This window comes from Streptomyces sp. NPDC087428 (assembly GCF_044744085.1).
Classification (GTDB): Bacteria; Actinomycetota; Actinomycetes; order Streptomycetales; family Streptomycetaceae; genus Streptomyces.
Window position 1 is genome coordinate 43,857 of sequence record NZ_JBIUXR010000001.1, and the last position, 24,664, is coordinate 68,520.

23 protein-coding genes are annotated in these 24,664 nt (G+C 71.4%); 16 read left to right on the forward strand and 7 right to left on the reverse strand.

From position 1 onward, the window contains the following. Positions 1-93 precede the first annotated feature (93 nt). Together ACIO3R_RS00220 and ACIO3R_RS00225 are read left to right on the forward strand one after the other, a co-directional pair. Entirely contained in the window at positions 94-942 is an 849-nt protein-coding gene (locus ACIO3R_RS00220; RefSeq protein ID WP_402101799.1) for a helix-turn-helix transcriptional regulator, read from the forward strand. Further along, the gene (locus ACIO3R_RS00225; RefSeq protein WP_402101801.1) at positions 902-1,165 is read left to right on the forward strand and encodes a DUF397 domain-containing protein; all 264 of its coding nucleotides are present in this window, start codon (positions 902-904) and stop codon (positions 1,163-1,165) included. Before ACIO3R_RS00220 ends, ACIO3R_RS00225 begins: the two co-directional genes overlap by 41 nt. A 69-nt stretch (positions 1,166-1,234) precedes the next feature. Here the strand turns inward: ACIO3R_RS00225 and ACIO3R_RS00230 are convergent, their stop codons facing one another. Next, positions 1,235-3,277, reverse strand: a complete 2,043-nt coding sequence (locus tag ACIO3R_RS00230; RefSeq protein ID WP_402101803.1) for an alkaline phosphatase family protein — start codon at positions 3,275-3,277, stop codon at positions 1,235-1,237. 231 nt (positions 3,278-3,508) lie between these two features. On the opposite strand from ACIO3R_RS00230, the gene ACIO3R_RS00235 reads away from it, so the two are divergent. After that, positions 3,509-4,102: a GNAT family N-acetyltransferase gene (locus tag ACIO3R_RS00235; RefSeq protein WP_385027524.1), complete on the forward strand. Its 594-nt coding sequence runs from the start codon at positions 3,509-3,511 to the stop codon at positions 4,100-4,102. Positions 4,103-4,375: 273 nt separating this feature from the next. Then, a complete protein-coding gene (locus tag ACIO3R_RS00240; protein ID WP_402101805.1) occupies positions 4,376-5,461 on the forward strand; it encodes an SUKH-4 family immunity protein in 1,086 nt (361 codons plus the stop codon). A gap of 87 nt (positions 5,462-5,548) precedes the next feature. Here ACIO3R_RS00240 and ACIO3R_RS00245 read toward each other — a convergent pair whose 3' ends face one another. Continuing rightward, on the reverse strand, positions 5,549-6,211 hold the full coding sequence (locus ACIO3R_RS00245) for a pirin family protein (RefSeq protein WP_402101807.1): 663 nt from the start codon (positions 6,209-6,211) through the stop codon (positions 5,549-5,551). 122 nt (positions 6,212-6,333) lie between these two features. Between ACIO3R_RS00245 and ACIO3R_RS00250 the strand changes: the two genes are divergently transcribed. The 5 genes from ACIO3R_RS00250 (at position 6,334) to fabF (ending at position 11,201) form a co-directional block, all read left to right on the forward strand. Next, entirely contained in the window at positions 6,334-7,533 is a 1,200-nt protein-coding gene (locus ACIO3R_RS00250; RefSeq protein ID WP_402101809.1) for a PucR family transcriptional regulator, read from the forward strand. An 89-nt stretch (positions 7,534-7,622) separates the two neighbouring features. Next, the gene (locus ACIO3R_RS00255) at positions 7,623-8,537 is read left to right on the forward strand and encodes an ACP S-malonyltransferase (protein ID WP_385027514.1); all 915 of its coding nucleotides are present in this window, start codon (positions 7,623-7,625) and stop codon (positions 8,535-8,537) included. Positions 8,538-8,550: 13 nt separating this feature from the next. Further along, positions 8,551-9,552: a ketoacyl-ACP synthase III gene (locus ACIO3R_RS00260; protein ID WP_363030767.1), complete on the forward strand. Its 1,002-nt coding sequence runs from the start codon at positions 8,551-8,553 to the stop codon at positions 9,550-9,552. Positions 9,553-9,616: 64 nt separating this feature from the next. Continuing rightward, a complete protein-coding gene (locus tag ACIO3R_RS00265) occupies positions 9,617-9,865 on the forward strand; it encodes an acyl carrier protein (protein ID WP_362958562.1) in 249 nt (82 codons plus the stop codon). Positions 9,866-9,938: 73 nt separating this feature from the next. After that, complete coding sequence (fabF, locus tag ACIO3R_RS00270; protein WP_385027509.1) at positions 9,939-11,201, forward strand: beta-ketoacyl-ACP synthase II; 1,263 nt, start codon at positions 9,939-9,941, stop codon at positions 11,199-11,201. A 154-nt stretch (positions 11,202-11,355) separates the two neighbouring features. Here the strand turns inward: fabF and ACIO3R_RS00275 are convergent, their stop codons facing one another. Continuing rightward, complete coding sequence (locus tag ACIO3R_RS00275; RefSeq protein WP_385027506.1) at positions 11,356-11,850, reverse strand: DUF3145 domain-containing protein; 495 nt, start codon at positions 11,848-11,850, stop codon at positions 11,356-11,358. Positions 11,851-12,202: 352 nt separating this feature from the next. On the opposite strand from ACIO3R_RS00275, the gene ACIO3R_RS00280 reads away from it, so the two are divergent. Together ACIO3R_RS00280 and ACIO3R_RS00285 are read left to right on the forward strand one after the other, a co-directional pair. Continuing rightward, positions 12,203-13,114 carry an SGNH/GDSL hydrolase family protein gene (locus ACIO3R_RS00280; protein ID WP_402101813.1) on the forward strand — a complete coding sequence of 304 codons (912 nt, stop codon included), beginning with the start codon at positions 12,203-12,205 and terminating at the stop codon, positions 13,112-13,114. Positions 13,115-13,141: 27 nt separating this feature from the next. Further along, complete coding sequence (locus ACIO3R_RS00285; RefSeq protein ID WP_402101815.1) at positions 13,142-14,143, forward strand: aldose epimerase family protein; 1,002 nt, start codon at positions 13,142-13,144, stop codon at positions 14,141-14,143. A 77-nt stretch (positions 14,144-14,220) separates the two neighbouring features. Here the strand turns inward: ACIO3R_RS00285 and ACIO3R_RS00290 are convergent, their stop codons facing one another. Next, on the reverse strand, positions 14,221-16,737 hold the full coding sequence (locus ACIO3R_RS00290) for a beta-glucosidase (protein WP_402101817.1): 2,517 nt from the start codon (positions 16,735-16,737) through the stop codon (positions 14,221-14,223). Between the two features lie 150 nt (positions 16,738-16,887). On the opposite strand from ACIO3R_RS00290, the gene ACIO3R_RS00295 reads away from it, so the two are divergent. Together ACIO3R_RS00295 and ACIO3R_RS00300 are read left to right on the forward strand one after the other, a co-directional pair. Next, complete coding sequence (locus ACIO3R_RS00295; protein ID WP_402101819.1) at positions 16,888-17,538, forward strand: TetR/AcrR family transcriptional regulator; 651 nt, start codon at positions 16,888-16,890, stop codon at positions 17,536-17,538. 125 nt (positions 17,539-17,663) lie between these two features. Further along, the gene (locus ACIO3R_RS00300) at positions 17,664-19,607 is read left to right on the forward strand and encodes a flavin monoamine oxidase family protein (RefSeq protein ID WP_402101821.1); all 1,944 of its coding nucleotides are present in this window, start codon (positions 17,664-17,666) and stop codon (positions 19,605-19,607) included. A gap of 3 nt (positions 19,608-19,610) precedes the next feature. Here the strand turns inward: ACIO3R_RS00300 and ACIO3R_RS00305 are convergent, their stop codons facing one another. The 3 genes from ACIO3R_RS00305 to ACIO3R_RS00315 form a co-directional block, all read right to left on the reverse strand. Continuing rightward, positions 19,611-20,444: an EI24 domain-containing protein gene (locus tag ACIO3R_RS00305; RefSeq protein WP_385350626.1), complete on the reverse strand. Its 834-nt coding sequence runs from the start codon at positions 20,442-20,444 to the stop codon at positions 19,611-19,613. A gap of 171 nt (positions 20,445-20,615) precedes the next feature. Further along, the gene (locus ACIO3R_RS00310; RefSeq protein WP_363030776.1) at positions 20,616-21,044 is read right to left on the reverse strand and encodes an organic hydroperoxide resistance protein; all 429 of its coding nucleotides are present in this window, start codon (positions 21,042-21,044) and stop codon (positions 20,616-20,618) included. Positions 21,045-21,134: 90 nt separating this feature from the next. Continuing rightward, on the reverse strand, positions 21,135-22,154 hold the full coding sequence (locus ACIO3R_RS00315) for an NADP-dependent oxidoreductase (protein ID WP_402101825.1): 1,020 nt from the start codon (positions 22,152-22,154) through the stop codon (positions 21,135-21,137). 143 nt (positions 22,155-22,297) lie between these two features. Here ACIO3R_RS00315 and ACIO3R_RS00320 point away from each other — a divergent pair, with 143 nt between their 5' ends. From ACIO3R_RS00320 to ACIO3R_RS00330, 3 genes are all read left to right on the forward strand, one after another. Further along, positions 22,298-22,756 (forward strand): MarR family winged helix-turn-helix transcriptional regulator, encoded by a 459-nt coding sequence (locus ACIO3R_RS00320; protein ID WP_385027483.1) that lies wholly within the window; start codon positions 22,298-22,300, stop codon positions 22,754-22,756. A 135-nt stretch (positions 22,757-22,891) separates the two neighbouring features. Further along, positions 22,892-23,470: a hypothetical protein gene (locus ACIO3R_RS00325; RefSeq protein WP_402101827.1), complete on the forward strand. Its 579-nt coding sequence runs from the start codon at positions 22,892-22,894 to the stop codon at positions 23,468-23,470. Positions 23,471-23,618: 148 nt separating this feature from the next. Next, entirely contained in the window at positions 23,619-24,656 is a 1,038-nt protein-coding gene (locus tag ACIO3R_RS00330) for a rod shape-determining protein (RefSeq protein ID WP_385027477.1), read from the forward strand. Positions 24,657-24,664: the final 8 nt, after the last annotated feature.

A 24,664-nucleotide genomic window follows, 5' to 3' on the forward strand; every position in this document is an offset into this window, starting at 1 on the left:
CCATCGTGCGAGCAAGTGACTACGCTCGGCTACCTACGGAACCGAACGCCGCGAGGCGTTGCGCATCGCGCCTGCACACCGGAGGTCCCCGCCGTGGCCAACATCCAGTCGCTCGACCCCAGCGCGTCCCCCTTGGACTACTACGGCTGGGAACTACGCCGCCAGCGCGAGGCCCACGGCCTGAAACAGCACCAGTTGGGCGAGATCATCTTCTGCACGGGCTCGCTGATCGGCCAGATCGAGACGACGAAGAAGATCCCCACCCGCGACTTCTCGGAGCGCGTGGACGCCGCCCTCGGCACGGGCGGAGTGTTCTCCCGGCTGATGGGCCTGGTCCTGCGCAGCCAACTGCCGACCTGGTTCCAGCCGTACGCCGACATGGAGGCCCGCGCCGCGTACATCTCCACGTACCAGGCGCAGTTGGTCTACGGGCTGTTGCAGACGGAGGACTACGCGCGGGCGGTGCTGGCGACGGGTATGCCGGACGGTCTGGACGGCCATGTCGCCGCCCGAATGGAACGCCAGCGCATCCTGGAGCAGGAGCGGCCGCCACTGGCCTGGGCCGTCCTGGACGAGGCCGTGCTGCACCGGCCGATCGGCGGCCACGAGGTCATGCGCGCGCAACTGGCCCGGTTGTTGGAATTCGTCACCAACCGGTGGATGCGGATCCAAGTCCTGCCCTTCTCCGCTGGTGAACACTCAAGTCTGGCTGGCTCGTTCAACCTTCTGCGATTCGATGACGACCCGGACATCGTCTACACCGAGGACCTCATTTCCGGCCATATGACCGCCAGCCCCGACACGGTCAGAGAGGGCTCGCTCCGATACGCTCACCTCCAGGATGCCGCCCTCTCCGTGGAGGAGTCGGCGGCTCTGATCGCCCGCGTGATGGAGGAGCGTTATGGAGACCGGCCCCGACCTGAAGAGCGCGCAGTGGCGTAAGTCCAGCTACAGCGGAAACACCGGCGGCGACTGCGTCGAGTGCACCGTGACCGGCGGCGCCGCCTGGCGTAAGTCGTCGCACAGCGGAAACACCGGCGGCGAGTGCGTCGAGGTGGCCGACGGCTGCGCCGCCTCCGTGCCCGTCCGCGACAGCAAGAACCCGGGCGGGCCCGTCCTCGTCATCGGGGCCGACGCCTGGCGCGGCTTCGTGGCCGGGATCTGAGGCCTCGGAAGCGCGTACGACGCAGGGGCTCGGGACGGCCAGTGGTCGCCCCGGGCCCCTGCTGTCCGCTCAGACCGTCGCCACCCGGCCGGCGTACCGCTGGGTCCAGCCGGTGCCGGTGTCGGCGGCGGTGAGGACCACGTCGTAGTAGCCGTCCTCGGTGGGCCAGTGCACGACGGTGGAGTGGCCGCCGGGGACGGTGTACTTCCGGGTGCCGCCGACGTAGTCGTTGGCCGTCAGGGTGTAGCGGACGGGTTGTCTGCCGTCGTTGTGCAGCCGCAGCCTGACCACGGCGCGCCTGCCCCTGACCAGCTCCGCCTCGACGCGCGGAACGCCGATGTGCTTCGTGCTCTCGTGCTCGGGGATCAGCTGTCCGGCGAAGGAGCGGAGGAAGCCGTCGGGCCCGTAGACGGAGAAGGCGTAGTTGCCGTCGGTCTTCGTCGTGTCCCAGGTGTACGAACGGGGGGTCGCGGCCGTCACCGTGTACGGCGTGTTGTCGAAGGCGAGGTACCGGTCGGGGAAGACCTGGAGGCTCACCGCCTTGCCCGCCGGACCGCCGGCCAGCGTCATGGACGCGGTCACCGTGCCCGTGGCGCGGTTCTCGGTGACGGTGGCGTGCGGGTGGAAGGAGAGGCCGCGCGGCTTCATCCGGTCCCGGGACGGCTTCGGCGGGGTCCCGGTGACCGGGTCGGCGATGACGACCGGGCCCGGCCGCGGGTGCGCGAAGTCGATCGCGCTGGTCAGGTCACCGGCGATGGAGCGGCGCCATTCGGTGATGTTCGGGCAGGTGAACGGCTTGCCGAGGTGGGAGGCCCAGGTCTCCAGGAACTTCACCGTCGAAGTGTGGTCGAACACCTCCGACGCGACGTAGCCGCCTCGTGTCCACGGAGAGACCAGCAGCATCGGCACGCGGGGGCCGAACCCGTACGGAGTGGTGCCGGAGTACTCACCGGCCGTGCCCGCCTCGGGGCGCGGGGGCAGGACGTGGTCGAACTTTCCGTCGTTCTCGTCGTAGGTGATGATCACCAGGGTGTGGTTCCAGATGTCCTCGTTGCTCTGGAGCGTCTTGAGCACCTTGTTCATGTAGCGCTCGCCGTGCACCGTGTCGAAGCCCGGGTGCTCGCTCCACGCGGCGGGCATCACGACCCAGGAGACCTCGGGGAGCGGGTGCTCGGCCCCCGGCTCGCAGGCGTCGATCAGGTCGCGGAGCACGGCGTCGAGGTTCGCCTCGGAGTCGTCGTTGGGCGTGGTGGCGCCCTCGTAGACGAAGGAGTTGGCCTTCCAGATCCTGCCGGTGCCCGGTTCGAGGTCGGACGGGTCCGCCGTGCGGGGGTCGAAGGCGGCGAAGCTGTTGGTGACGTTGCAGCCGTACTCGCCGACGTAGCCGCTCTGGAGGCTGCCCCGGACGCCGTTGCCGCTGTTGTCGGAGTAGACCCGCCAGTCGATGCCGGCCTGCTGGAGCTGCTCGGGGACGGTGGTCCAGCTGCGGCTGTAGTCGTTCTGCTTGGCGTTGCTGGTCTCGCCGCCCGCCGCACCGGTCATCAGGTAGTAGCGGTTCGGGATGGTCGGCCCGTGCAGCGAACAGAAGTTCATGTCGCAGACGGTGTACTGGGAGGCGAGCGAGTACATCCACGGCATGTAGTCGGGTGTGTAGTACCACATGCAGTGGTCGCCCTTGTCCTTCACCCAGGTGTCCCACCGCCCGCCGTTGGCACCGTAGAAGTTGTGGTTGTCGCTCCAGGTGGCGGTGGACGCGGCGGGCGTCACGACGGCACCGGTGGCGTCGCGCTGCTGGAAGACGTCGGTGCCGTCCTGGAACCTCAGGACCTGCTTGTCGTGGTGCCCGCGCACACCGCGCAGCTGCCCGAGGTAGTGGTCGAAGGAGCGGTTCTCCTGCATCAGGATCACCACGTGCCTCAGGTCGGAGATGTCACCGTTGAAGCCTTTGGGCAGGACGTACTCGGCCGCACTGGCCGCCGCCCCGCCGACCGCTTCGGCCACCGGGCCGACAGCCATCGCGCCGAGGGCGACAGCGGCCGTCTGGAGCATCCGGCGCCGGTTGATGCGGAATTCCTGGGCGGGTCTCGCGGTGTTCTCGGTGAGGGGATTCATCAGGGGAACCTCTGTTCGGGGGAGAGTGGTTCAGGGGCGAACGTCGGCGCGTGCCTGCGAAAACTAGGCCGCCGGGGCGAACGGCGGGCGAACCGTGGCCGTACTCCTGGGACACCGGCAGATGATCTCTCGCCGTTCCGCCGGGTGGGGGTCTCCCCCGAGGCCAACATGCCAACAGGCCCGGCCATCGGGGTAGTCGGCGATCACGAATGGCCGATACTCTCCCCGGCCATGACCGACATAGTGCGCGCCGCCGCCTCCGACGTCCCGGCGCTGGCCGCCGTACTCGCCAGCGCCTATGCCGAGGACCCCGTCTGGTCCTGGCTGATGCCGCACGACCGGGACCGGCGGCTGCGGCTCCTGTTCACCGCGCACCTCGCCCAGCAGGTCCCGGCGGGGCGGGTGTGGACCGACCCGGACCGCACGGTGGCGGCGGTGTGGGCGGAGCCCGGACAGTGGAAGCTCCCGGCGAGCTACCTGCTGCGCAACGCGGGCACGCTGCTGCGGGCCGGGCGGGCCCAGCTGCCCAGGACCGGGCTGCGGTTGCTCGCGCTGGAGCACCGCCATCCGGCCGGCCCCGCGCACTGGTACGTCGAGTACATCGGCACCCACGCCGACGCGCGCGGCACGGGGCGCGGCTCGCGGGTGCTGGGCGGACTGCTGGCGCAGGCGGACGCGGACGGGCGGCGACCGGTGTTCCTGGAGTCGAGCAACCGCCGCAATCTGACGTTCTACGAGCGGCACGGCTTCGCCGTCCACGAGGAGATGGCGTTCCGGGCCGGGCCGCCGATGTGGTCGATGTGGCGTCGGGAGACCGGGCGGTAGCCACCGGCGCGGCCGCGCCGGTCCCGGTGTCCTCGCCCCCGTCCACAGGGCGAAGTGGCCTGCGCAGAAGCGGAGTCGACGAACACCCGCGCGTGGCGCTAGCCTGCCCGACGGGCGACAGCCTGTGCGACGGCGGACCGTCCGGGCCCGCGGCCGTCGCCCCTCGCCGAAGGCCCGGACCGCACCGCGTGAGCCGCGTACACCGTGCGGCCCGCGCCCGCACCATCACGCGTCTCGCACGAGTCGCACGACCGGATGACAGGGGGCCGCGCCGTGGCCGGACCGACGGACCGCGCCACGCTGCGTTTCAACGTGACGCCGGACCAGATGAACCACTGGTTCCCGGAAGTGGAACGCCACACACCACCGGGGATCACACACGACCTCACCCGGCGCTTCCTGGCCGACATCGGGCTGCCCCGGACAGCCGCCCTGATCCGGTTCGAGCCGGGCGGGCCGGACACCGCCTGGCCCCAACTCCACCGCATCGGCACCTACGGCGACCGCGGCCGGGTCCTGCTCGACCCCGAAACCGGCCACGTGTACTCGAGCCAAGGGGACGGCGGCGGAGGTCAGCCGGACCCGATGAGCGTCGACGTGTCCGCGCTGGTCCGCGACGCCCACCTGGCCGAGGACCTGCGCAACGACCGGGAACCCCGGCACACCGCCGACGAACTGGTGGAACTGCTGGCGGAGACCGAGCCGGAACTCCCCAGGACCGGTTCCTTCTGGCTGACGGCGTACGTGATGTGGCAGTTGCGCCGCGCGGCCGTCCCCGGGGACGGGCTCGCCGTGCGCGTCACGGGGGAGATGCTCGATCTCTACTACGAAGGGGCGTACTGGGGGTTTCCGGACGAGTTGCTGCCCGACGCCCTGGTGCACGGCCCGACGAGGCGCTTCCTCCGCGAGACCGGGGTCGTCGACGCCTGGGCCTACCTGGAGATGGCCGGCCACGAGGAACGGCTGCCGACCCTCGCCGAGCTCACCGCCCGCCGGATCGAGGAAGAGGAGGACCTTCCCGGTCCGCCACCGGACGCCGAGCACCTGATCGTGCTGGGGTACATCCCGGAGGACACCGACCTGGTGGTGGACGGTCGCACGGGTCTGGTCCTGATGTGGGACCCGTACGAGGCCGAGTTGACCCCGTGCAACACGGACCTCTCCACCCTCGCCTTCACCATGTGGGCGGTGGCCCGAGCGGGGGCGGAGGGCGAGCGGCTCGGGCTCAGCATGGACGGCGTCTGGGAGACGATCACCAGGGACCTGCTGGGCGGGATCGACCCGGTGGCATGGGCAGAGCCCTGGGGCTACTGGCCGAATCTGCTCTTCGACGGAGTCAACGGCATCGCGCTCGCATGATTCGACGGAGTCAACGGCATCGCGCTCGCACGAGCGGTCCGCGCGCGGTGGCCGGGCCGATCGCGGCACGGTGCCCTCGGCCGTCCTTCAGGCGGCGCTGAACTCCCACACCAGCACTTCCGCCGCCGCCCCCACCGCGACCAGCTCAAGACCCGTTTCCCCGGTGATCCTGACCGCGTCGCCCGCCGCCAGTTCCCCGTCACCGAGCAGCACGCCGCCCCGCACCACATGGACGTACACGCCGGGCGCGTCCGGCACCGCCGTGCGCTCGCCCTCCCCCAGCCGGCGCACATGGAGCATCGCGCCCGCCTCCGGGAGGGCGTACGGGGTGGAGTCCGCGATGCCGGGGACGGTCGTGTACGAGGGCTCGCCGCCCGGCTCCAGCGGTGCGAGCCACATCTGAAGGAACGTCAGCGGGGCTTCCCCGTCGTTGCGTTCGACGTGGCGGACGCCGGACGCCGCGCTGAGGTGCTGGACGTCCCCGGCCCGTACGACGGTGGCGTGGCCGGTGGAGTCGCGGTGGGTCAGCTCCCCCTCCACCACCCAGGTCACGATCTCCGTGTGGCTGTGCGGGTGCTCGTCGAAGCCCGCGCCGGGGGCGAGTCGTTCCTCGTTGCAGGCCAGGACCGGGCCGAAGCGGAGGTTGTCCGGGTCGTAGAAGGTGCCGAAGGAGAAGGAGTGCCGGGACTCGATGCCGGCCGCCTCGTCCCCGCCCCTGAAGCGGTCGCCCGAGCGACGTACGGAAATCACCCGCCCCACGGTAGCCCGCGCCGCCGGACCGGGCCCCCGGCCACCGGCCACTACCCGGCGGTACGACCCGCGGACCGCCCCACCCCTCCGGGCAGCCGTCCGGATAGGGCAGTCTTGTGTCCGTGCCCCGACCCGATCCTGAGCAGTCCGCTGCGAACGACGCCCATCTCCATGCCGCGACCCTGAAGCGGCTGGAGCAGTCCTCCGGACGGCTGGCCGCGAACGCGATCGCCCGCATGGACGAGTCACTGCCGTGGTACCGGGCCATGCCACCGGAGAACCGGTCCTGGATCGGCCTGGTCGCCCAGGCCGGTATCGCCGCGTTCACCGAGTGGTTCCGGCATCCGGAGACCCCGCAGGCCATCTCGACCGATGTCTTCGGTACGGCTCCGCGCGAGCTGACCCGGGCGATCACGCTGCGGCAGACCGTCGAGATGGTGCGTACGACGATCGAGGTCATGGAGGCCGCGATCGACGAAGTCGCGGCCCCCGGCGACGAGTCGGTGCTGCGCGAGGCGCTGCTCGTCTACGCGCGGGAGATCGCGTTCGCGACCGCCCAGGTGTACGCCCAGGCCGCGGAGGCGCGGGGCGCCTGGGACGCCCGGCTCGAATCGCTCGTGGTGAACGCGGTGCTGTCCGGGGAGGCCGACGAGGGCGCCGTGTCCCGGGCCGCCGCTCTCGGCTGGAACTCCCCCGAGCACGTCTGCGTGCTGCTCGGAACGGCTCCCGACGGCGACAGCGAGCTGACCGTGGAGGCGATCAGGCGGGCCGCCCGGCACGCCAAGCTCCAGGTGCTGACCGGAGTGCTCGGCAACCGCCTCGTCGTCATCGCGGGCGGCAGCGACAATCCGCTCCAGGTCGCCAAGGCGCTGATCGGGCCGTACGCGGCGGGGCCGGTCATCGCCGGTCCCGTGGTGCCCGACCTGCTGGCGGCCACCCGGTCCGCGCAGGCGGCGGCCGCCGGGCTCAAGGCGTGCGGTGCCTGGCAGGACGCCCCCCGGCCGGTGCTCGCGGACGATCTGCTGCCGGAGCGCGCGATGGCCGGAGACCCGGCCGCTCGGGACCAGTTGGTAGAGGAGATCTACAGACCGCTCGAAGAAGCGGGTTCTGCCCTCCTGGAGACGCTGAGTGTGTATCTGGAACAGGCGAGCAGCCTCGAAGGGGCCGCCAGAATGCTCTTCGTCCACCCCAACACCGTGCGCTACCGGCTCCGACGTGTGACAGACGTCACCGGGTGGTCGCCCTCTGATGTCCGCTCGGCGTTCACTCTGCGGATCGCCCTCATCCTGGGGCGTCTGGCCGACAGGGATCTCCAGTCCTAGACTTTTGTCGGACTTCAACAATTCCCCATACGGTTCTTCGTCCCTGTCCCCACGGGTGTTCCGGACCGTTCACAAGAGAGAGTGTGAGGGTGCTCGTACTCGTCGCTCCCGGCCAAGGCGCTCAGACGCCCGGCTTCCTGACTCCCTGGCTCGACCTCCCCGGTGCCACCGACCGCATCGCGGCCTGGTCCGACGCCATCGGGCTCGACCTTGCCCACTACGGCACCGAGGCGGACGCGGACGAGATCCGCGACACCGCGGTGGCTCAGCCGCTGCTGGTCGCCGCCGGTCTGCTGTCCGCTGCCGCACTCGACGCTTCACCGGACGTCGTCGCAGGTCACAGCGTTGGTGAAATCACCGCAGCCGTGTTCGCCGGAGTCATCGGCGACGAGGCCGCCCTCCGTCTCGTACGCACCCGGGGGCTCGGCATGGCCGAGGCCGCGGCGGTCGCGGAGACCGGCATGGCGGCACTGCTCGGCGGGGACCCCGAGGTCACCATCGCGCACCTGGAGAAGCTCGGCCTGACCCCGGCGAACGTCAACGGGGCCGGTCAGGTCGTCGCCGCCGGCACCGCCGCGCAGATCGCCGCGCTCGCCGAGGACAAGCCCGAGGGTGTGCGCCGCGTGGTGCCCCTGAAGGTCGCCGGCGCGTTCCACACGCACCACATGGCTCCCGCGGTCGAGCGGCTCCGCGAGGCCGCGGAGACCCTGGAGGTCTCCGACCCGGCCGTGACATATGTCTCGAACGCCGACGGGCAGGCCGTCGCCACCGGCGCGGAGGTCATCTCCCGCCTGGTCGGCCAGGTCGCCAACCCGGTCCGCTGGGACCTGTGCATGGAGACCTTCAAGGAACTGGGCGTCACGGCACTGATCGAGGCCTGCCCCGGCGGCACGCTCACCGGTCTCGCCAAGCGTGCGCTGCCCGGCGTGCGGACCCTCGCGCTCAAGACCCCCGACGACCTCGACGCGGCCCGCGCGCTCATCGCTGAGCACGCGGGCGCCTAAGGAGCCCGAGAGCATGTCGAAGATCAAGCCCAGCCAGGGCGCCCCGTACGCACGGATCATGGGTGTCGGCGGCTACCGCCCCACCCGGGTCGTGCCGAACGAGGTGATCCTCGAAACGATCGACTCGTCCGACGAGTGGATCCGCTCACGGTCCGGCATCGCCACCCGCCACTGGGCCTCCGAGGAGGAGACCGTGGCCGCGATGTCCGTCGAGGCGTCCGGCAAGGCCATCGCCGATGCCGGGATCACCCCGTCGCAGATCGGCGCGGTCATCGTCTCCACCGTGTCGCACTTCAAGCAGACCCCGGCCATCGCCACCGAGATCGCCCACAAGGTCGGCGCGGGCAAGCCCGCCGCCTTCGACATCTCGGCCGGCTGCGCGGGCTTCGGTTACGGTCTGACGCTCGCCAAGGGCATGATCGTCGAGGGCTCCGCGGAGTACGTGCTCGTGATCGGCGTGGAGCGGCTGAGCGACCTCACCGACCTGAGCGACCGCGCGACGGCGTTCCTGTTCGGCGACGGCGCCGGTGCCGTCATCGTCGGCCCGTCCAAGGTGCCCGCCATCGGCCCCACCGTGTGGGGCTCCGAGGGCGACAAGTCCGACACGATCAAGCAGACCGTGGCGTGGGACACCTTCCACGCCGAGCGTCCGGAGAAGTTCCCGGCCATCACGCAGGAGGGCCAGGCGGTCTTCCGCTGGGCCGTCTTCGAGATGGCGAAGGTCGCCCAGCAGGCGCTGGACGCGGCCGGGATCGCCCCGGAAGACCTGGACGTCTTCATTCCGCACCAGGCCAACATGCGGATCATCGACTCGATGGTGAAGACCCTGAAGCTGCCGGAGCACGTCACGGTCGCCCGTGACGTGGAGACCACCGGCAACACCTCCGCCGCCTCGATTCCGCTCGCTATGGAGCGGCTTCTGGCGACCGGTCAGGCGAAGAGCGGCGACACCGCGCTCGTCATCGGCTTCGGGGCGGGTCTCGTCTACGCCGCGACGGTCGTTACCCTCCCCTAGGCACACCGGGTCTTTTCGGCCCGGACACCCGAACCCAGCAGATATACACCGAAGGAGCGCCAACATGGCCGCCACGCAGGAAGAGATCCTCGAAGGTCTCGCCGAGATCGTCAATGAGATCGCCGGTATCCCGGTCGAGGACGTCCAGCTGGACAAGTCCTTCACCGACGACCTGGACGTCGACTCGCTGTCCATGGTCGAGGTCGTCGTCGCCGCCGAGGAGCGCTTCGAGGTCAAGATCCCGGACGAGGACGTCAAGAACCTCAAGACGGTCGGCGACGCCGCTGACTACATCCTCAAGCACCAGGCCTGATCCAGTTCGTGTGTCGCCACCCGGCGGTGGCGCCGCTGATTCACGACCCTCTACACGTGGAGAAGATTTTCCAGTGAACTCGACCAATCGCACCGTGGTCGTCACCGGTATCGGCGCAACCACTCCGCTGGGTGGCGATTCCGCATCGACCTGGGAAGGTCTGATGGCCGGCCGTTCCGGCGTCAAGCCTCTCGTGGGCGAACGTTTCGCCGAACTGCCCGTCCGGATCGCGGCCCTCGCGGCCGTCGACCCGGGCGACGTCCTGCCCCGTCCGCTCGCCCGCAAGCTGGACCGCTCGGCGCAGTTCGCGCTGATCGCGGCCCGTGAGGCGTGGGCGGACGCGGGTTTCACCGGCAGGGCCGGTGAGGACGCCAAGATCCAGCCCGAGCGGCTGGGCTCGGTCATCGCCTCCGGTATCGGCGGCGTGATCACCCTGCTCGACCAGTACGACGTGCTCAAGGAGAAGGGCGTACGCCGCGTCTCCCCGCACACCGTGCCCATGCTCATGCCCAACGGTCCGGCCGCCAACGTCGGTATCGAGGTGAACGCCCAGGCGGGCGTCCACACCCCGGTCTCCGCCTGTGCGTCGGGCGCAGAGGCGATCGGGTACGCCGTCGAGATGATCCGCACCGGCCGCGCCGATGTGGTCCTCGCCGGTGGCACGGAGGCGGCCATCCACCCGCTGCCGATCGCCGCGTTCGCCAACATGATGGCGATGTCCAAGAGCAACGACGAGCCCGAGAAGGCCTCGCGTCCGTACGACACCGCCCGTGACGGCTTCGTCCTCGGCGAGGGCGCCGGTGTCGTCGTCCTGGAGTCCGCGGAGCACGCCGCCTCGCGCGGCGCCCGGGTCTACGCCGAGGTGCTGGGCCAGGGGCTGTCCGCGGACGCCCACCACATCGCGCAGCCCGAGCCGACCGGGCGCGGTATCGCCGCGGCGATGCAGAACCTGCTGGACCAGACGGACCTGAAGCCGTCCGAGGTCGTGCACCTGAACGCGCACGCGACGTCCACGCCGCAGGGCGACGTCGCGGAGCTGAAGGCGCTGCGCAAGATCCTGGGCGACGACCTGGACCATGTCGCGATCTCCGCGACGAAGTCGATGACGGGGCATCTGCTCGGTGGCGCGGGCGGCATCGAGACCGTCGCGACGGTCCTGGCGCTGCACCACCGGCTGGCTCCGCCGACCATCAACATCGAGAACCTCGACGACGCGGTCGAGGCGGACATCGTGCGGGACGCTCCGCGGCCGTTGCCGGAGGGGTCGATCGCGGCGATCAACAACTCGTTCGGGTTCGGTGGGCACAACGTGGTGCTGGCGTTCCGCAGCGTGTGATCTTTTTCTCGCTGTACGGGTGAAGCCCGCTTCCCTCACGTGGGGAGGCGGGCTTCACCCGTGCCGCGGGCTGTTCGGGGGCTCCGCCCCCGGACCCCCGCTCCTCAATCGCCGGAGGGGCTTGAGGAGCGGCGCTTGCGGCGAGGGGTCCGGCTCACACCACCTGGTGGAGCCAGCGGACCGGGGCGCCCTCGCCGGCGTGGCGGAAGGACTCCAGTTCGTCGTCCCAGGGCTTGCCCAGGAGCTTGGCGATCTCCGCCTCCAGGTCCGACTCACCCCGCACAGAGCGCGCCAGCGCGGCCCGCAGGCGGTCCTCGGGGACCAGGATGTCGCCGTGCATGCCGGTGACCGCGTGGAAGATGCCCAGCTCGGGCGTGGAGCTGTAGCGCTCGCCCTCCGCGGTGGGTGACGGCTCCGCCGTCACCTCGAAGCGCAGCAGATCCCAGCCGCGCAGCGCGGAGGCGAGTTTCGAGGCCGTGCCCGGCCTGGCCTGCCAGGAGAACTCGGACCGCCAGGTGCCGGGCGCGGCCGGCTGTCTGATCCAGTCGAGCTGGACTCGCACACCGAGGACACCCGCCACCGCCCATTCGACGTGTGGGCAGAGCGCGCGCGGTGCGGAGTGAACGTACAGAACTCCACGTGTCGTCACCGGGACCTCCAGTGTGGGACGAGGTTCGCCTTCCCCAGCGGCCTCGCGCCCGTAACGTCTCTTTCCGGCCGCTTCCCGAGGTTGTCATCAGTAAACAGCATCGGGAGTTAATCTCCGGAAAAGGGACAGTATGTGACGTGATGTGATGTTCGGAAGCCACCCGAGTGGAGCCGGACGGTTCAGGGAGCCACTGGTTCGACGGGGAAAAGCTACCGTGCGTCGGCGTCCGAGGTGTGACGTACCGTCGGTCCTGGGCCCAGGATTCGCGCCGTGTTCACCCGGCGCGGCGGGCGGGCCCGCCGACCGGTGCCAAGAGGGTTTGCCGGGGGCATGGGCAGGAGGGGACCAGGGAATGCCGGATCGCGCCGTACGGCACCGCTCGCGCACCGCACTGGCCGCGCTGGCGGCGTTGTCGTGTCTCGGTACGGCCGTACTGGCCGGCTGCGACTCCGGGTCGGGCAGCACGACGAAGGGCGCGGCGGCCGGACACCCCTCCCCGGCGGCGGCCCCGCTCTGGGACCGCAGCCCGAAATCGATCGCGGCGGTCGGGGACTCCATCACCCGCGGGTTCGACGCCTGCTCGGTGCTGGCGGACTGCCCCGAGGTCTCCTGGTCGACCGGCTCCGACAGCAGGGTGAACAGCCTCGCGGTGCGGCTGCTCGGCGCCTCCGGCGCGGCGGACCGCAGCTGGAACCACGCGGAGACGGGGGCCCGGATCGCCCAGTTGCCGCAGCAGATGGCGCTGGCCGCGAAGGAGGACCCCGATCTGGTCACGGTGATGATCGGCGCCAACGACGCCTGCCGGGACTCGGTGCGGGTCATGACACCGGTGGCCGGTTTCCGTGCCTCGTTCGAGGCGTCGATGCGGCAACTGCGCAGCGCCGCGCCGAAGACGCAGGTGTACGTGTCGAGCGTGCCGGACCTGAAGCGGCTCTGGTCGACGGGGCGCGGCAACCAGTTGGGCAAGCAGATCTGGAAGCTGGGGATCTGCAAGTCGATGCTGGCCGACGCGGACGACATGAGCGCCTCCGCGGTGGCGCGGCGCTCCGCGGTCCAGGAGCGCGTGGTGGCGTACAACGAGGTGCTGCGCGAGGTGTGCGCGAAGGACAAGCGCTGCCGTTACGACGGCGGGGCGGTCTTCGACTACCGGTTCACCGGCAAGCAGCTCAGCCAGTGGGACTGGTTCCACCCGGGGCGCAACGGGCAGGCCCGGCTGGCCGAGATCGCGTACCGCACTGTCACGGCGGCCCGGCCCCCCGCGTGAGGCCCGGCCGGTCTAGAGTTCGTGATCATGGACACGGGTTCGAGAACGGCGCTGCGCACGGAAGACTTCGGCACGCTCGGGGACGGCACGGCTGTGCACCGCTGGACGCTGGAGCGGGACGGTACGCGGGTGCGTGTGCTGACGTACGGCGGCGTCGTGCAGTCGGTCGAGGTGCCGGACCGCGACGGCGCGCGGACCGGTGTGGCGCTCGGGCTGCCGGACCTCGCCGCGTACCAGAAGTACACCGGTCCCTATTTCGGCGCTCTCGTCGGGCGGTACGCGAACCGGATCGGCGGCGCGGCCTTCGAGCTCGACGGACGGACCCGCCGTCTGACGCGCAACGAGGGACGCAACCACGTGCACGGCGGGGCCCTCGGCTTCGACAAGCGCGTGTGGGGCGCCCGGGAGATCGCGGACGGGCTGGAGCTGTCCCTGGTCTCCGCGGACGGCGAGGAGGGTTTCCCGGGGCGTCTCGATGTCGCGGTGGCGTACACGCTGGACGAGGGCGGGGCGCTGCGGATCACGTACCGGGCGACGACGGACGCGCCGACCGTCGTCAACCTGACGAACCACACGTACTGGAACCTGGCGGGCGCCGACAGCGGCAGCGCGCTCGGCCAGCGGCTGCGGATCGCGGCCGGGCGGATCACTCCGGCCGACGCCGAGTCGCTGCCGACGGGTGAGTTCCGGCCGGTGGACGGGACCCGGTTCGACTTCCGGGAGCCGCGGCCGGTGGCCGAGGGGTACGACCACAACTACGTGCTGGACGAGGGCGTGGCGGGTCCGGTGGCCGAGCTGTACGACGAGGCGTCGGGGCGCGTGCTGACCGTCACGACCACGGAGCCCGGTCTTCAGCTCTACACGGCGGACCACTTCGACGGGGAGCCGTTCGGGCCGTGCGCCGGGATCGCGCTGGAGACCCAGCACTTCCCCGACTCCCCGAACCGGCCGGAGTTCCCGAGCACGGTGCTGCGGCCGGGCGAGGAGTACGTGTCGACGACGGTGTACGGGTTCCCGGCGCCGCGCTGAGGACGGGCGGTACGGGGAAGAGCCCCGGAGCGGGGTCAGGGACCGCTCCGGGGCTCTTCCGTACCTGGGGGCGCGGGTTACGCCGTGGGCTCCACCGGCTGGATCTCGACGGGCTTGATCTCCTCGGGCTTGATCTCCACGGGTGCCGTCAGCCGTACGTCACCGAGCGAGTGGGCCGCCTGCACCTCGTACGTACCGGGTACGACGGTCCAGCCGTACGCCGTCTCGTCCCAGATCTCGTACGCGCGCCGATCCAGCGGCACCGTCACCTCGACGCCCTGTCCGGGGGCCGCCTCGACACGGCAGAAACCGGCCAGGACACGGGCCGGGCGTTCGACGGTGTCGGCCCGCGGGGCAACGTAGAGCTGGACGGTCTCGGCGCCCGGCCGGGTGCCGGTGTTGGTGACGCGGACGGTCGCGGCGTCCTCGGTGACGGTGAGGGCCTCGTACGTCCAGCTGGTGTAGCCGAGTCCGTGGCCGAAGGGGTACGCGGGTGCGGTGCCGGCCTTCTCCCAGGCGCGGTAGCCGATGAAGACGCCTTCGTCGTAGTGGAGTTCGCCGTCGGTGGGGGTGGTAGCCGCGACGGGTGCGTCGGCGAGGACGGCGGGCCAGGTGGTGGGCAGCCGGCCGCCCGGTTCCGCGGCGCCGAGCAGGACGTCGGCCAGCGCCGCGCCGCCCTCCTGGCCGGGGAACCAGCTGAGCAGCACCGCGGCGACGTCCTCGCGCCACGGAAGCTCCACCGGGGAGCCGGAGTTGACGACCACGACGGTGTTCGGGTTGGCGGCGGCGACGGCCCGGACCAGGTCGTCCTGGTAGCCGGGGAGCCGCAGTCCGGTGCGGTCGAAGCCCTCGGACTCGACGCGTTCGGTGGTGCCGACGACGACGATCGCGGTGTCCGCGGCGCGGGCGGCCTCGACGGCCTCCGCGATCAGCTCGCCGGGGTCGCGGCGCGGGCCGAGGTGGCAGAGGGAGAACGAGACGCCGGGGATCGGGGAGCCGGCGCCGAGGGTCTCGGGGAGCTGCCGGAGGGAGACCTCGACGGGTTCGCCCGCGGTGAGCGTGACCCGACCGCGCTCCTGGGGGCTGCCGAAGAACGCCTCGCCCGGGTCGGCGGAGCCGCTGACGCGGTGCACCTCGTCGTAGAGCGCCGTGCCGGCGACGGTGAGGGTCAGTGCTCCGGTGCCGCGGGTGCCGAAGACGTGCTCGCCGCTGTCGCGCGGGGTGAAGGTGCCGGTGATCTCGACGCCGTGCAGCGTCTCGTGGGTCACGCCCGCGGGCAGGTCGGTGCCGATCCACTGGACGGTGCCGGTGTGCAGCGGGGCCGATCCGATGACCGTTCCCGCCGCGTCGCGGCAGACCGCCTTGAGGGTGAACCCCTTGTCCGCCGGTGCGAGTTCGTCGTTCGGGTCGGCGCCCGTCCGGTAGTCGAGCACATCCTCGGGGAGCGCCGCGAGCAGCCCGTCGAGCGGGGAGACGATGTGGTGCGGGAAGACCTGTGCGGAGCCGCCGCCGAGCACCCGGGCGTCGCGGGCCAGGGCGCCGCTGAGCGCGATCCGCCGGACGGCGGACGGGTCGACGGGGAGCGCGCCGCGTTCGTTGCGCAGCAGGACGAACGAGCGGCGGGCGATCTCCCGGGCGAGCGCGTCCCCGTCGACGGCTGCCGGGTGGTCGGTCTCCGCGACCGCGGGCGGGGCGCCGTCCAGCACGCCGACGCGGGCGGCTAGAAGCAGTACGTTGCGCGCCGCCGTGTCGAGGACGGACTCCTCGACCTCACCGGCCCGCACCGCGGCGGCCAGCGCCGCCCCGTACACCGTCCTCGGGCCGGGCATCGCGACGTCGAGCCCGCCGGTGACGGCCGCGACGGTGGAACGGGCGGCCAGCCAGTCGGAGACGATGAAGCCGTCGAAGCCCCACTCGCCGCGCAGCACCTCGTTCTGGAGGTAGCGGTGCTCGGTCATGGTGGAGCCGTTGACCTGGTTGTAGGCGGCCATGATGCCCCACGGGTGGGCGTTGGCGACGATCCGCTCGAAGGGCGCGAGGTAGAGCTCGCGCAGGGCGCGGGGGCCGACGATGTTGTCGACGGTGAAGCGGTCGGTCTCGGCGTCGTTGGCGACGAAGTGCTTGACGGTCGTGCCGACCCCGCCCTCCTGCACCCCGCGCACATAGCCGGTGCCGATCTCCCCGGTGAGGTACGGGTCCTCGCTGTACGCCTCGAAGTGCCGCCCGCCCAGCGGGGACCGGTGCAGGTTCACCGTCGGCGCGAGCAGGACGTGCACCCCCTTGCGGCGGGCCTCCTGCGCGAGGAGGTGTCCGGCGCGGCGGGCCAGGGCGGGGTCCCAGGTCGCGGCGAGGGCGGTGGGCGAGGGCAGCGCCACGGACGGGTCGTCGGCGCTCCAGCTGACGCCGCGCACCCCGATCGGCCCGTCCGACATGACCAGGGACCTCAGCCCGACAGCGGGGAGCGCGGGCAGCGACCACATGTCCTGCCCGGCCAGCAGCCGGGCCTTGTCGTCGAGTCCGAGCGCGGCCAGGGCCGTGTCGGCGGCGGCCTCACGGGCCGCCTCGGGGTGCGTGGGTGTGGTCGCGTCCGCCACGGCCGTGCCTCCTCGTCGAGATCCTCTGCCGGATGTCTCCATAGTGACCCCTGCCCGGTAGAACGGTAGGGTTCGTTATTCATACGTAACATACAGGCATGGCGTACGGTCCTGGAAGAGGATCGGAAGAGGGCGGGAAGGGGCCGGGCGATGGTGCGGGCCAGGAGCGTGGAGCGGCGGGCGGAGATTCTCCGCGCCACCCTGGAGGTGATCGCGGAACGCGGCTACCGGGGCGCCACCCTGGGCGCGGTCGCGGAGCGGGTCGGCCTGAGCCAGCAGGGGCTGCTGCACTACTTCCCGACCAAGGAGGCGATGCTCGTCGCCGTCCTGGAGGAGCGCGACCAGTGGGACACCGGCGGCGGGCCCCGCAGCGACGGCGGCTGGCGGACCGAACTGCTCGGCTCGCTCGTCGAGTACAACGCGATGCGCCCCGGCGTCGTCCAGACCTTCTCGGCGCTGCTCGGTGAGAGCGTCACGGAGGAGCACCCGGCGCGGGAGTTCTTCACCCACCGCTACACCCAGGTCCGGGCGAGCATGACGGCGATGCTGCGCGCCGAGTTCGGCGAGCGGCTGCCGGGCGGGCTCACGCCGGAGCGCGCCGCGCCGCTCCTGGTCGCGACGATGGACGGGTTGCAGTACCAGTGGCTGCTGGACCCGGACGCGGTGGACATGCCCGCCGCCTTCCAGGACTTCCTCCGGCTGCTGCGGCCCGACACCGCACAGGGCGCGGGGCCGGAGACCACGGACGCCTCCGCCACGGACCGCGAGCCCCCGCCGAATGACCTGAGCCGAATGACATGAGCCGCGGCAATACCGGCACGACAAGATCGTCAAGCGTCACCTCCGGGTGATTTCCGGGTCATTTTCGGATGGTCTACGCGCGTAAGCGCACGTGCGCCTGTTTCGCGCCCCCCAAGGTGTGCGGAATGACTTCCAAGCCCGCCGGACCGAACTCCGGCCTGCCCTCCAGGCGCAGCATGATCGCCGGTGCCGCCGCAGGCGCCACCGCCCTCGCCGCTACCGCCGTGACCCCGGCCGCCGCCGCGCCCGGCTCCCCCGCCGCGCCCGCGCCCGCCGCCCCCGTACCGGCGGCCCCCGGTTCCGACTGGAACGCCTGCCTGGGCGTCGCCCGCGCCATCCTCGTGCGCGACGAGCAGGACGAGCCGCTGGTGCCGCGCTACCGCGACGTCCTCCTCTCCAAGGGACTGCCCCGCAGCCGCAAGGCCCCCAAGAAGGTGCTGGTCATCGGCGCGGGCCCGGCCGGGCTCACCGCCGCCCATCTGCTCCGCGAGGCCGGGCACACCGTCACCGTGATCGAGGCCAACGGCAACCGGGTCGGCGGCCGCATCAAGACCTTCCGCACGGGCGGGCACGAGAACGCGAAGTCGCCGTTCGCCGACCCGAAGCAGTACGCCGAGGCCGGCGCGATGCGGATTCCCGACAGCCACCCGCTCGTCACCGGGCTCATGGACAGCTTCGAGCTGAAGCGCCGCCGCTTCCACCTCGTCGATGTCGACGAGGCCGGCCGGCCCGCCAACCACACCTGGATCTACGTCAACGGCATCCGGGTCCGCAAGGCGGACTACGCGAAGAAGCCGCAGGCGGTGAACCGTTCCTTCGGGGTCCCCGCCGAGTTCGAGGACAAGACGGCCTCGACCATCGTGCGTGAGGCCTTCGCCCCCGTGCGCGCGGAGTTCGAGGGCAAGGAGGGCTCGGAGCTCGTCAAGGGCTGGGCGCGGGTCATCCAGCGCTACGGCCACTGGTCGATGTTCCGCTTCCTGACCGAGGCGGCCAAGCTCGACGAGCGCACCATCGACCTCATCGGCACCGTCGAGAACCTCACCTCGCGGCTCCACCTCGCCTTTGTGCACAGCTTCATCGGGGCCTCCCTGATCAGCCCGGACACCGCGTTCTACGAACTGCCCGACGGCACCGCGACGCTGGCCGACGCGATGTACGCACGGGTCAAGGACCTGGTGCGGCTGGACCGCCGGGCCGCCAGGATCAGCCACGGGGCCGACGGCGTCCGGGTCGAGACGGTGTCGGAGGGCCGTGACGGCAAGGTCGTGCGGGAGACGTTCACCGGCGACCGGGTGATCGTCACCGTGCCGTTCTCCGGACTGCGCCACATCCCGGTCACCCCCGCGCTCTCGTACGGCAAGCGGCGCGCGATCACCGAGATCCACTACGACACGGCCACCAAGGTGCTCCTCGAATTCAGCCGCCGCTGGTGGGAGTTCGAGGAGAAGGACTGGAAGGCCGAGCTGAACCGCATCCGGCCCGGTCTGTACGACGCGTACCGGCTCGGCAAGGCACCGGCCGACGGTTCACTGCTGGGCGCGCACCCCTCCGTACCGCCGGGCCACCTGCCGCCCAACCAGCGCGTGCACTACGCGGCGTACCGCGCGACCGCCCGCAACCAGCCGGAGGCGGCGCACGTCATCGGCGGCGGCTCGGTCACCGACAACGCCAACCGGTTCATGTACCAGCCCTCCCACCCGGTCGGCACGAGCAAGGGCGGGGTCCTCCTCGCCTCGTACAGCTGGGCCGACGACGCCCTGAAGTGGGACTCCCTGGACGACGACGAGCGCTACCCGCACGCCCTGGGCGGGGTGCAGGACGTGTACGGGCAGCGCGTCGAGGTCTTCTACACGGGGGCGGGCGCCACCCAGTCGTGGATGCGCGACCCGTACGCGTACGGCGAGGCGTCCGTGCTGCTGCCCGGCCAGCACACCGAGCTGCTCGCCGATGTGCGCGCGGCCGAGGGGCCGTTGCACTTCGCGGGCTGCCACACCTCGGTCAAGCCCGCCTGGATCGAAGGGGCGCTGGAGTCGGCGGTCCGCACCGCGCTGGAGGTGCACACGAGCTGACGCTCAGCCGGCGGTGTGCGGCGGGGCGGGCGGCAGGGTTGCGCCCTCGCCCTCCCCGCCGTTCGCCGCCCCGTCGTCCGCGTCGTCGTCGGGGTCGTCGTCCTGTCCCACCAGTTCGCGCGCCAGCAGGGTCGCACCGGCGACGGCCCCCGGCATCAGGAACACGGCGACGAACGGGACCAGGAAGGCGAGGCCCAGCGGCACACCGAAGCCGAGGATCAGCAGCCGGCGGCCGCGCAGCAGGACCAGCCGGTCCTTGAGCACCATGCCGCGGCGCTGGAGCGCGACGGCGGTGAGTTCCTCGGCGAGGAAGTAGCCGGTGACGCAGAACCCGATCAGCGGGACGACGGTCTGGCCGGCGACCGGGACGAATCCGAGGGCGAAGAGCAGCACGGCGTACAGGGCGACCCGGACCAGGATGCGCACGCTGTCCCGGGCGGAGATCCACAGTTCGCGCCAGAGCGGCAGCCCCGACTCGGGCACCTCGCCGCCCTCGGCCCGGTCGACCTCCTCGGAGAGCGACTCGTAGAAGGGCTGCCCGACCAGCAGCGTCACGGCGGTGAACGTGATCACCGCCAGGAACAGCCCGAAGGCGAAGACCAGCACGGTCAGGGTGGTGCGGAGCAGGCCCAGCCAGGGCGAGGACCAGTCGTCGGCGAAGGGCGTGGCCCAGGCCGCCAGGTCGTCGGCCCCGTAGCCGAGGCCGACGAGCGCGCCCGCGTAGACCACCAGGGTGATGAGGCCGGGGATCAGGCCGATGCCCAACCACCGCCCGTGGCGGGCGACCCAGCGCTGCCCGTTGATCAAATAGCCGAAACCCGCCCCTAGATCACGCATGGCGTCAGCGTATCGGTGAGGCCGCCGCCGCCTACCGGGTGTACGTCCTCTGTCGAGCCGGCCGGCGTCACCGGCTGAACGGAGCCGAGGGCCGCACCCCGGACGGGATGCGGCCCTCGGCTCCGTACGAGCGCTGTCCGCGGTACGGGTGGTGCGGGCGGTGCGGCTGGGTCAGGCGACGGACAGCTCGACCTTGATGTTGCCGCGCGTCGCGTTCGAGTACGGGCACACCTGGTGGGCCTTCTCGATGAGCGCCTGCGCGGTCGCCTTGTCGACGTTCGGGATGGTCGCCGTGATCGCGACCTCCAGGCCGAAGCCACCGGCCTCGGTCTTGCCGATGCCGACCGCGGCGGTCACCGTGGAGCCGGAGATGTCGGCCTTCTCCTGGCGGGCCACGACGCCCAGCGCGCCCTGGAAGCAGGCGCTGTAGCCGGCCGCGAAGAGCTGCTCCGGGTTGGTGCCCGCGCCGCTTCCGCCCATCTCCTTCGGCGGGTTGACGACCACGTCGAGCTTGCCGTCGTCCGAGGAGACCCGGCCGTCACGGCCGTTCTCGGCGGTGGCGACAGCGGTGTACGCGACGGCGATGTCCTGAATGGTCATGACGTGTGAATCCTCCTGCTGATGCGCCGCGACTCGCGCCCACGATCGCGACGGCCTGGGATGAGCCTAACGGGTGCCCCTGCGGCCGTGTCAGCCGAGGGAAACGATCATCTTTCCGATGTTCTCGCCGCGGAGCAGCCCGAGGAAGGCGTCGAAGCCGTTCTCGATGCCCTCGACGACGGTCTCGCGGTACTTCAGCTCGCCGGAGGCCAGCCAGCCGGCCACGTCCTGGACGAACTGGCCCTGGAGCTCGGTGTGATCCGCGACGAGCATGCCCTGAAGACGCAGCCGCTTGCCGATAACGAGGGCGAGGTTGCGCGGCCCGGGGGTCGGCTCGGTCGCGTTGTACTGCGCGATCATGCCGCAGATGGCCGCGCGGCCGTGCACGTTGAACGAGGAGATCGCGGCTTCGAGGTGCTCGCCGCCGACGTTGTCGAAGTAGACGTCGATGCCGTCGGGAGCGGCCTTGCGCAGCTGCTCCGCGACGGGGCCGTCCTTGTAGTTGAAGGCGGCGTCGAAGCCGTACTCCTCGACCAGCAGCTTGACCTTCTCGGCGGAGCCCGCGGAGCCGATGACGCGCGAGGCGCCCTTGATCCTCGCCAGCTGGCCGACCTGGCTGCCGACCGCGCCGGCCGCGCCGGAGACGAAGACCGCGTCGCCCTCCTTGAAGGAGGCGACCTCGAAGAGGCCCGCGTAGGCGGTGAGCCCGGTCATGCCGAGCACGCCGAGGTAGGCGGAGAGCGGGGCGAGGGAGGCGTCGACCTTCACGGCGTTCTCGGCCGGGACATCGGCGTACTCGCGCCAGCCGAGGCCGTGCAGGACGTGGTCGCCGACCGCGAACCCCTCGTCGCCGGACGCGATGACCTCGCCGACCGCGCCGCCCTCCATGGGGTGGTCCAGCTTGAACGGCGGGGTGTACGACTTCACGTCGTTCATCCGGCCGCGCATGTACGGATCGACCGAGAAGTGCAGGTTGCGGACGAGGATCCGGCCCTCGGCGGGAGCGGTGACCGGTACCTCACGCAGCGCGAAATCCTCGGCCTTCGGCCAGCCGTGCGGACGGGCTACGAGGTGCCATTCACGGCTGGACGTGGGAAGTGCTGCTGACATGGGTTCGGTGTCTCCTCGATGTCTCGGGATGTGTCTCGGGCGGCACGGAAAGCCGTTCGACCGGAGCGGAAAAGCTTCACCATGTGAAACAACCATGCGCCTGGATATTTCATGTTGTCAAGTAACCGGCTATCCTGGGCGCCATGGCCACTCGTACAGACCCACTGACCCTCGAAGTCGTCGAGCTCATCGGCGCCGTCGTGGCGCGTTACTACGAGGAGTACGAGGAGGCCGCCGCCGCACACAGCCTCACCGGTGCGCAGGCCCGGGTCCTCGGGCTCCTCTCCCTGGAGCCGATGCCGATGCGCAGGATCGCGCAGAAGCTCAAGTGCGAGCCGTCGAACGTGACCGGCATCGTCGACCGGCTGGAGGTGCGCGGCCTGGTGGAGCGTCGCCCCGATCCGGCCGATCGGCGGGTGAAGCTGGCCGCGCCGACCGAGAAAGGCACCCGAACGGCGCGGCAACTGCGCGAATCCCTCGACTTCGCCCGCGAGCCGCTGGCCGGCCTCTCCGACACGGACCGCGCGGTCCTGCGGGATCTCCTGCGCCGGATGCTGGGCATGGAACCGCCCGCCCGGGACCCGGCTACCGAAGGTCTCTAGAGCCTCAGCCGAACCACAGGAGCCGGCAGCCGCCCGGGTCCGGGGGCGTCGGCTCCGGGGCGGACGCGGCCGTGACGGACGTCGATTCGCGTACGTGGTCCGAGGCGCCGGATCCTGTGTGGAAGCGTTGTTCCCATGACCGCTGCCACGCCTTTCGGCCCCCGAGAGTTCCAGCTCGTCCTGTTGCGCAGGATGGCCGACCACCAGCCCGGCCTCGTCGAGGACGCCCGGCACGAACTGAGCGCCACGCTCGCCGAGATGCGCGAGGCCAACCGCCGCTGGCAGGCCATGCTGCGGGCGCCGAGGGGACGCGGGTCGTTGCGCCGCTACCGGTCCGTGCTCGGCGAACCCGAGTCGTCCCTGCGCCGCACGGTCGGTGATCTGGAGTGCGACGCCCTGCTGTGGCCGGTGCCGCTCTGGCCGGACCTCCGGTTCGAGGTGATGGCCGGGCCGGGCGGGGCCGTGTGGAACGAGTGGCTGGTGCGGGCCCCCGGCGCGGCCGCCCCCGCCCTGCGCACGGTCGAGGATCTCCTCCCCTGGTCGTGCACCGTGGACGAGGTCGCGCGGGCCTTCGCGCCGGCCCGCCCGATGGAGGGCAGCGCGCCGACCCGCTGGGCGCTCGCGATCACCGCCCCGGTCACCGCCCCGGTCACCGGCGAACCGTACGTCGCCGAGTTCACCTGGGGGCTGTTCCAACGGCTGCTCCCCCGCTGACCGAACCGCGCGGCCCGCCGCCGACGAGCCGTCAGCTCCGTACCCCCTACGGCGCATCCCAGCGCGCACAACGCCTCCCACCGGCGCACGATACGGAGAGAGCCGGCTGCCCGTCGGTACCCCCATCTGCGCTCTCGGGAGACCCGCCGTGACCGTCAGCCTCGATCAGTTGCGCCGTTGCCATGTCGCCGTCGACCTCGGGGCCGCCCGGACCCGGGTGTACGTCAAGGGGCTCGGACTCGTCGTCGACGAGCCGAGCGCCGCCGCCGTGAACACCCGTACCGGATCGCTCATCGCCGTCGGCGCGCTCGCCGAACAGATGACGGGCCGCACCCCCGCCTACATCCGGGTGGTCCGCCCGGTCTCCGGCGGAACCGTCGTGGACATCGAGATGGCCCAGCGGATGCTGCGCCAGCTGCTCGGCGAGAAGCTCCGCCGGCAACTGCGCCGCAAGCCGCGGCTGCGCGCCGCCGCCTGCACCCCGCACGACAGCGATCCGCTCGCCCAGCGCGCCGCCGTCGAGACCATGGTCGGCCTCGGCGCCCGCCGGGTCGAGCTGGTCGACACCCTGATCGCGGCGGCCGTCGGCTGCGGACTGCCGGTCGAGCAGCCGACCGCCACCATGATCATGGTGTGCGGGGCGGCGACCACCCAGATCGCGGTGCTCTCGCTGGGCTCGATCGTGACCGCCGTACGCATCCCGATCGGCGGCGACGCGATCGACCACGCGGTGATCCAGCACCTGCGCCAGTACCACGAGCTGATGCTGCCCAGCCAGTCCGTACGCCCCTTGCAACTGGCGCTCAGCGGCAACGGCCTCACCCCGCACGGCCCCGCCGTGACCGAGATCCACGGCCGGGACGTGGCCACCGGACTGGCCCGCTCCGTGCAGGTCGACACCGCCGCCGTGCGGCAGGCGATCCACCGCCCGCTGACCGCGGTCCTGGACGGCCTCGGCAAGGTGCTGCGGGAGTGCCCGCCCGATCTGGTGGCCGACCTCGCCGACTGCGGGATCATGATGGTCGGCGGCAGCGCGCTGCTGCCCGGCCTGGACCAGATGCTGCGCGAGGCGACCGGGATGCCGGTGCAGATCGCCGAGCGGCCCGACGTCTGCTCCGTACTGGGGCTCGGCGCCATGCTGGACGGCAAGATCCGCCCGATGGTCCTCGACCCGCTCGCCTGCTGAGTGCCCCG